This window comes from Romboutsia sp. (assembly GCF_035470145.1).
GTDB lineage: Bacteria > Bacillota > Clostridia > Peptostreptococcales > Peptostreptococcaceae > Romboutsia_D.
This window is the reverse complement of the sequence record NZ_DATIRC010000148.1, coordinates 1-7,949: the sequence shown is the minus strand read 5'-3', so window position 1 is coordinate 7,949 and position 7,949 is coordinate 1. Positions and strand designations below refer to the sequence as shown.

At 27.7% G+C, this 7,949-nt stretch carries 8 protein-coding genes; 2 read left to right on the top strand and 6 right to left on the bottom strand.

What is annotated here, in order from left to right; all coding sequences use genetic code 11:
- From VLM92_RS05840 to VLM92_RS05815, 6 genes are all read right to left on the bottom strand, one after another.
- A partial coding sequence (locus tag VLM92_RS05840; RefSeq protein ID WP_325275411.1) for an amino acid carrier protein occupies positions 1-1,543 on the bottom strand: 1,543 nt, incomplete at its 3' end.
- A gap of 192 nt (positions 1,544-1,735) precedes the next feature.
- Positions 1,736-2,653 carry a hypothetical protein gene (locus VLM92_RS05835; RefSeq protein WP_325275410.1) on the bottom strand — a complete coding sequence of 306 codons (918 nt, stop codon included), beginning with the start codon at positions 2,651-2,653 and terminating at the stop codon, positions 1,736-1,738.
- A gap of 89 nt (positions 2,654-2,742) precedes the next feature.
- A complete protein-coding gene (locus tag VLM92_RS05830; protein ID WP_325275409.1) occupies positions 2,743-3,129 on the bottom strand; it encodes a desulfoferrodoxin family protein in 387 nt (128 codons plus the stop codon).
- A 101-nt stretch (positions 3,130-3,230) separates the two neighbouring features.
- Positions 3,231-4,079, bottom strand: a complete 849-nt coding sequence (locus VLM92_RS05825; RefSeq protein WP_325275408.1) for an NAD(P)/FAD-dependent oxidoreductase — start codon at positions 4,077-4,079, stop codon at positions 3,231-3,233.
- Between the two features lie 183 nt (positions 4,080-4,262).
- Positions 4,263-4,517 (bottom strand): hypothetical protein, encoded by a 255-nt coding sequence (locus tag VLM92_RS05820; RefSeq protein ID WP_325275407.1) that lies wholly within the window; start codon positions 4,515-4,517, stop codon positions 4,263-4,265.
- Positions 4,518-4,644: 127 nt separating this feature from the next.
- Positions 4,645-6,180, bottom strand: coding sequence for a Na+/H+ antiporter NhaC family protein (locus tag VLM92_RS05815; RefSeq protein WP_325275406.1), 1,536 nt, complete (start codon positions 6,178-6,180; stop codon positions 4,645-4,647).
- 312 nt (positions 6,181-6,492) lie between these two features.
- On the opposite strand from VLM92_RS05815, the gene VLM92_RS05810 reads away from it, so the two are divergent.
- Both VLM92_RS05810 and VLM92_RS05805 read left to right on the top strand, forming a co-directional pair.
- Positions 6,493-7,422: a SpoIVB peptidase S55 domain-containing protein gene (locus tag VLM92_RS05810; protein ID WP_325275405.1), complete on the top strand. Its 930-nt coding sequence runs from the start codon at positions 6,493-6,495 to the stop codon at positions 7,420-7,422.
- 121 nt (positions 7,423-7,543) lie between these two features.
- Positions 7,544-7,756: a cold-shock protein gene (locus VLM92_RS05805; protein WP_325275404.1), complete on the top strand. Its 213-nt coding sequence runs from the start codon at positions 7,544-7,546 to the stop codon at positions 7,754-7,756.
- Positions 7,757-7,949 lie beyond the last annotated feature (193 nt).

Here is a 7,949-nt window from a genome sequence, read left to right as displayed (position 1 = left end):
CTTCTACACTAATATCTTTCCAATAATCTGTTTCTACACCAATATCTTCTGATACAAATTTCCCACCATTAGTCTTATCATAATGATCTAGAACTTTTAAAATTATTTTTCTACCAACTATTAATATCGGTACGTTTGAATATACAACCATTATGTTTACTAAATCAGATATATACCATACATTTCCAAGTTCCAATCCTGCTAGAACTGACAATACTCCAACAGGAACAAATAATATTGCACCGAAAGCTCTTATAGCTATTATAAATCTATTGTTTCTTGTTATACAGTTTGCTGATATTTCTGCAAATAATACAAGCCCTATTAATGTTGTAAATGCAAACATTGCATAACATAATGATAATACTGCATTTACTATATTATCTAATCCTGCCCCTGGAACTAAGTGAGCAACTGAAGTTGTATATACAGTTATTTTAGAATCTCTTATAACTTCCCATGCAACTCCTGCATCACCATTCCAAACGCTAGCCATAACTATTAAGCATCCTGTCATTGTGCATATTATCATAGTATCTAAAAATACACCTATTGCTTGAATGAATCCTTGTTCACATGGATGATCATTTTCAGATATTGCAGCTGCCATAGTTATAGTCCCTTGACCTGCTTCATTAGACATTAGTCCTCTTTTAACTCCGTGTGCTAGACACATACCAAATCCTCCACCAAATATTGCCTCTGGTGTAAATGCTCCTTTAAATACTGACATAAAGAAATATGGTATTAATTTAAAATTTAATCCTATTATTGTTATTACTATTAATGCATATATAACTGCCATTATTGGAACTAATTTATCAGTTACTCTAGTAACTCCTTTTATTCCTCCAAATACTGTAAGTGCTACTGAAATTATTATTATAATACCTATTATGTAATAAACTGCTGATTGTCTGTCATAAGTTTGACCTGTTAGATTTTCTGCAACTGAGCCTAATGATGTGTATAAATTGAATGTTTGACCTGGTAAATTGAATAATGCATAAATTATAAATATAGTTGAAAGTAATACTCCTACCCAATATTTATTTCCAAATATTTTTCTCCCGTAAAATGGAAGACCCCCTACAAATTCTTTATTTTTCTTTTCTTTAAATAATTGAGCTAATACTGCTTCTGAAAAAGCAATAGACATTCCAAAGAATGCTGAAATCCACATCCAAAATATAGCTCCTGGGCCTCCTACAGATACTGCATAAGTTACCCCTATAATATTCCCTGGACCTATCCTCATAGCTGAACTTAATAGAAATGCTGCAAAAGGACTAATTCCAGTATCCCCTGTTTTCTTTTTTAATATAGTTTTTAGTCCTACTTTAAACCTTCTTACCTGTACAAATCTTGTTTTAAATGTAAAATATATACCTGTTCCTATAAGTAATAATACAGACAATGCAAAATTCCCTAGAATTGGTATATTAGCATACCATTCAAAATTAGTAGGAAAATTCCACATAAAATCTGATATAGGAACTATGAAGTCAAAAAAACTATTTACACTACTTAACAAATGCTCCAAATTTGTTGCCCCCTTTTTAATAATTATTAAAAAATTAATATGCTTGAGATTATAATTTATTCATAAAATAAATAATTTATAACCTGTTAATATATTATAGCACTATAAATTGTTTTTTATTTCACAAATTTTTAATAATATAATAAAATCCCTGAGCTAAAATAACTCAGGGCTTGATATATAACATAAATACTAAATGCTGATGATATTTTCTTCATATAGTCCATATCCCACAAAAGAGCTTTTTGCTACTTTTATATCTGCTATTTGAGAGAGTATTCCATATATTTCTTTTTCTTTAATTTCATTTATTTCTTCTTTTAAACTACTCTGTTTTGGATTTTGATTTGCAAATATAAATATTACTTCAACTTTGTTACTAAAATCTATATCAACACCTTCATAGGGATATATGAGCCCAAGTTCTGATTTTACTTTATATATCTCTTTCATTTCTTCTTTTAAATTATTTAACTTATCTTTATATGATAAAAATTTATATATGTCTTGCATATAACTTAATATTTTTAAATCGCTTTTTTCTCCATATTTCATTCCAATTATACATAAATTTAAGTTATTATTATTTTTTCTTGCTTCACTATTTGATGGCCACTTAACACCTATCATATCAAATTTATAATTTTCATCTTTATTTAAATGCCCATCATATTCAATGTCACATATAAAGTAGTCGCTATATTTACCTACATTTCCCAAGTTGTTTTCTTTTGCTACAATATGTTGATATTCTCGTTCACCACCATTTGGCTTTTTAACAGTCATCCAAAAATCCATTTGCTGCTTAATTTTTGGAATAAACTCTATTAATTTTTTAGTTTTTTCTACTGTATTTATACCATCTATGCATTGTATCATTACACTCTCACTATCGTCTGTTGTTATATAATTTTTATCAAAATATGCCGTATAATCATTAGCTTCATTTTCTTTTATTTTTATTAAGCTTCCTCCTCTGTAATAAATATTAATACCATTTTTTCTAAGTTCCATTTGTAGAGTAGAGTCAGCCTTTACATATTTTAAAATTTTAGATAATGCCCCTTCTTTTAAATCATAAATAAATGAGTCTGATATCATTTTAACCATAAAATCACTCCTTAGAAACAATTTATTAATATATAAAATCCCCACCTTATTCAATTAAGGCGGGGTATTTTCAACTTAATTATTTATAATTATATTTCAGCTTTCCATAATCCATGAATATTACAATATGCATATGCTGCTACTACTTTATCATCTTCACTTAATTCAAATTGTACTATAGGATTACTACCAATATCTAAATTTTTACGTTGTCCACCTTTAGTTGTTAAAAGGTATACCCAGCCTATGTAATGTTCTTTAGCCATAGGGTGTAATGCACTTCCAACTTGTATATTTACTGTATTATTGTAAATATTTATAACAGGAATATGTTTTTCTGTTGATGCTTCTGTTGTATTTGCTATAAGTTCACTCATTACTTGACCACAACAAGATAACTTAGGACCTTTATTTTCTATCATTCCTGCTAAATTACCACAATGATTACAGATACAAAACTTTACGTTTTTATTCATATTTTTAGCCTCCAACCTTTTACATTATTATTATTTTCAGCCTATTAAATAATGTCTTAATATTATACTTTATTGATATATAAATTATTCCTATTATTTTCTTATTTATTTAAAAATTCTATAACACTATAAGCCGCTATTGCACCTTCTCCCGCTCCTTTTATATATTGATATGGCTTACCTACTATATCTCCTGCTGCAAAGCAACCTTCTATACTAGTAGACATATTTTGATCTACTTTTATATGGCCATCTTTGATTTCAATGCCAGGTACTAACCTCTCTGGCGATACGCTATCTTTAACTATAAACACGCCATCTACTTCTAGTTCAGTATTTTTAAGTATTAATTTATTCACTAGTCCATCTCCCTGAATTTCTATAGGTTTATCTTTTATTATTTGTATTTTTTTATCAAGGTTGACTTCTTCATCATACATAGGTATATAGTATAAGTTTTGTGCTAAATCACTTATAAATTTTATTTCGTGTTCTGCTTTTTTGTTATGCCCTATTACTGCTACATTAAGTTCTTCAAATAATGGTGCATCACAAGCTATACAGTATCCTACACCTTTTCCATAAAATTCTTTTTCTCCTTTTAATGGGTTTGTAAACTCTACACCTGTTGCTAGTATTACTGTAGTCGCTTCATAAGGTTTATTATCTGCTATAAGTGCAAAATAGTCTCCCATTGCATATACATTACTTACTTTTTCTTCTGTTACTTCTATATTTAGCGTTTTTATGTGTTCTATAAATTGATTTTTTAAAGATATTCCATCTAATCCTGGTAGACCTAGATAGTCGTTAACTTTAGGTGCTTTACTTACTTTTGTACTTACTTTTTGTGATCCAAATACTATTATATTTTTATTTCTTAATTTTGTATTTATTGCCGCTGAAATCCCTGCCGGTCCTGTGCCTATTATAGCTATATCATATCTCATTAAAGTATCTCCTTTAAATTAATTAAACTTTGTTATAAATATCAACATAAATATATATGCTACTTTACTTTTAAATATTCTACTAATAATTGGCTATACTCATACTTAATATTTGAAAATCACATTTTACTTTACTATAAAAAGCCTAGAGAATTATCCCTAGGCTTTAAACTACTCTACACTTTATTTAGTTAATTCTCTACCTTCTGATAATCTCCACATTCCTGTTTTAGGGCTTGTGAATAAATCATTGCCCTTAAAGTTTTTATGCTCTTTACATCCATTTTGTAATATAATAGATACTATAAAACTTGACTCTGCCATACCAGAATGTATTAATAATTTTGCTATTTTTCCAAATCTCATTTCTCCATTTTCTTCTAGAAGCTTTATTATCTTAGCTTCCATTAATTCTATTTGATCTTTTGTGTATTTCATATTCTCTCCTTTAATACTTATTTGATTTATATTACTCTATATATACTAATAATACTTTTAAAATCTTTCACTGTATACCACAGATTTTGAACTTTATTTTGATATAGTTTTTTTGCTACTTATTCTATTAACTTTTTAATTCTGATTCTTGTTTCATTAGTTTCTTTTTATTAGCTTTACTTAATAAAAAGACGCTAATAATTAACATTACAAATGCTATAACTGTGCTTATTTCACTACTTGTAAATCCTGCTATTAAAAATGCTATTAACGTTATACCTCCATTTAAAAGAGCATATGGTAATTGTGTTTGAACGTGATCTACAAGGTCACATCCTGCTCCTGTTGATGATAAAATTGTAGTATCTGATATCGGTGAACAGTGGTCTCCAAATAGTCCACCTGATAAAACTGCTCCTATACATACATATATAGATGCATCAAGTGAAACTGCCATAGGTATTGCAAGAGGCATCATTATAGCAAACGTCCCCCATGAACTTCCTGTTGAGAAAGATACACATGCACCTAATATAAATAATATTGCTGGTATTAAAAATGATGGCACATTTCCACTAAGTAATTGTATTATATAATTTGCAGTTCCTAAGTTCTTTATAACAACACCTAGTGACCATGCTAATATTAAAGTTATAGAAACATAAACCATTTTTTGCATTCCATTTATATATATATTAAAAGAATCCTTAAAAGTTTTTGTTTTATAATATACCATTAAAACTATAAGAACTATTGCTGCAAATAAGTATGCCGTTGTCAAAGCTATTCTGAAATCATTTCCTCCAACTGGTTCAAATGGGAATCCTAAAGGTATTAATATTGAAAATAAAGTTACAAATAATACTATAAGTGGTGCTATTACTAAAGAAGCTTTGGCATTTTTTGATTCTAACTTTGATATTTTTTCTGATTTTCTTTGTGGATTTGAGCTGTCCCAATGTAATTTACCTGTAGTTTCTACTCTTTTTTCTGCCTTTAACATTGAAGAAAAATCTAATTTTGTAAATGCTATTAATGGTACCATTGTTATTGCTAGGATTGGATAAATTTGAAATGGTATTGCTTTTACGAATGCTGTAAAATCTGATTGTGCTATATTTAAAGCCTCAAACTCTTTTTGTATAAGACCCATTACATATACTCCCCACCCTATAAATGGTACTAATACTGCAACAGGTGAAGCTGTTGAATCTATTATCCATGCTAGTTTTTCTCTTGATATTTTCAATTTATCAAATATAGGTTCAAATATTGGCCCTATTATAAGAGGAGTTCCTAAGTCTGAGAAAAATATTAATATTCCTCCAAACCATGCACTAATTTGAGCTTTACCTTTTGTATTTATAAGTTTTGTTACTTTTTTAGCAAAAGCATGTGTTCCTCCTGAGCGTTCAATTAAAGCTATAAATCCGCCTATAAACATTAATAAAACTAATACGCCTGCGTTGTAACTATCTGTAAGCTGAATAAAGAAATATTCTCCAATTAAAGATTTAACAGCTATAATTGGTTGATAGCTAGATAAAACTAGTACCCCTATAAATGTTCCTGTAAATAAAGATATTATTACATTTTTACTGAGTACAGCTATGACTATTGCTAATAATGGTGGAATTAGACTCAACAACCCATAATGATCCATATAATACCCTCCTTCTTAAAATTTAATATTTTTATAATAATCTAATATATTATCAAATGATTATGCTTTATATTCTAGAAATATTACTGCAATAAAGTCTTTTTATGATACATTAGCTATATAATTATTGATAGCTGAGTTCATATATATACAAATATTTTCATGTATACATCCCAAATTTCTTCATACAATAATACAAAAAAACACTCATTTTATAAATGATTATATTTATTTTTATTATGTATTTTGGGATTTATATAATGCGCATAAAAAACTTGTAATTCTTATCTAATCATCAAAGGAGCTGACAGCATGGGATATATTAAGAAATTATTTTTTGTATTTATGTTTAGCATTGTACTTAGTACTTCATTAGCTTTTTGTAATGATGAAATTAAGCTAGTACCAGTTGGCAAAGTTGTTTATATTCACTGCTATTTAAAGTCTCCTATAGTAGAAGATATTTTAAGTGACTATGCTAAAAATTTAAAGAAAAAAGATGTTGTATTATCTATAACCTGTAAATCAAGAGGTAAGGTTACTTCTTTAGAAGACATGCAAAACATTATGAGGTTAGAAAAAGAAAAAATAAAAGTAAAATTTATTCGTAAAGGAAAGACTAAAAGTGTATCTATGACATCAGATGAATTAAGACTTTATAAATTAGATTGTGTTACTGGTGGAATAGGAACAATTACAGCCATAAATGAAAATGGAGAATTTATAGGACTTGCTCATGAACTAAGCTGTGTTAAAAACAACTTAGGTTTTGAAAAGATAAATATATATGAAACTGACTTTATACAACAAAGAAAATCAGATAAAGATGATGTTGGTTTTTTAGTTACAAACACTAATGGTAAACTTTTAGGTAATATTACTAGTGTTGATGAATTTGGAGTTAAAGGAAATTATACCAATTTTAAATATGACCCTAGTGAAGCTTTATCTATCGCAAAACCTAAAGTTGGTAGAGCATATATATTCTGTAGTGATTCTATTACAAATGAACTTAAATTACATGAAATAAAAATAACAGATGTTAATAATAGTTTATCTTCAATTAAAATATTAGATGATTCTTTGATAAAGTTTAGAGGTGGAATAGTAAAAGGTATGAGTGGCTCTCCTGTTATTCAAGATAATAAAATAGTAGGTGGCGTTCGCTCTACAAAAATATCAAATCCAAAAGAAGGCTATATTTCAAATATAGATAATATGCTAGGCATTAGTTTAGATTAAAATGCTATATTTATTAATTTTTCTCATAAATTTACTCTTATTAATCTTTAAATATATGCAAATACTATATTAGAAAATACATTGGTATTTTTAATATGTATTTGAAAGGAGCCTTATTTTTATGGCTAATTATAACGGTAAAGTTAAATGGTTTGATTGTGAGAGAGGTTATGGATTTATAACTTCTGATGCTGGTGAAGATGTTTTTGTTCATTATTCTCATATAAAAGAAGAAGGACATAATAAGGACTTACATCAAGGTCAGGAAGTTACTTTTGATATGGTTCAGGCTGATAGAGGACCAGCTGCTATTAATGTTCAAAAGTTTAACTAATTTAAAAAGTGTAGCTACTAATAATAGTAACTACACTTTTTATTAAGTATTTATTTTTTAATTGAATAATTTATAAATCAAAAATCTTTCTTGACTATCTTTATTATATAAATCATTTAATATAATTTCATCTTTTAAAACAAACGGTGTTTTATTTTCTAAATAATATATATAATCATCGCCTGGATAATAT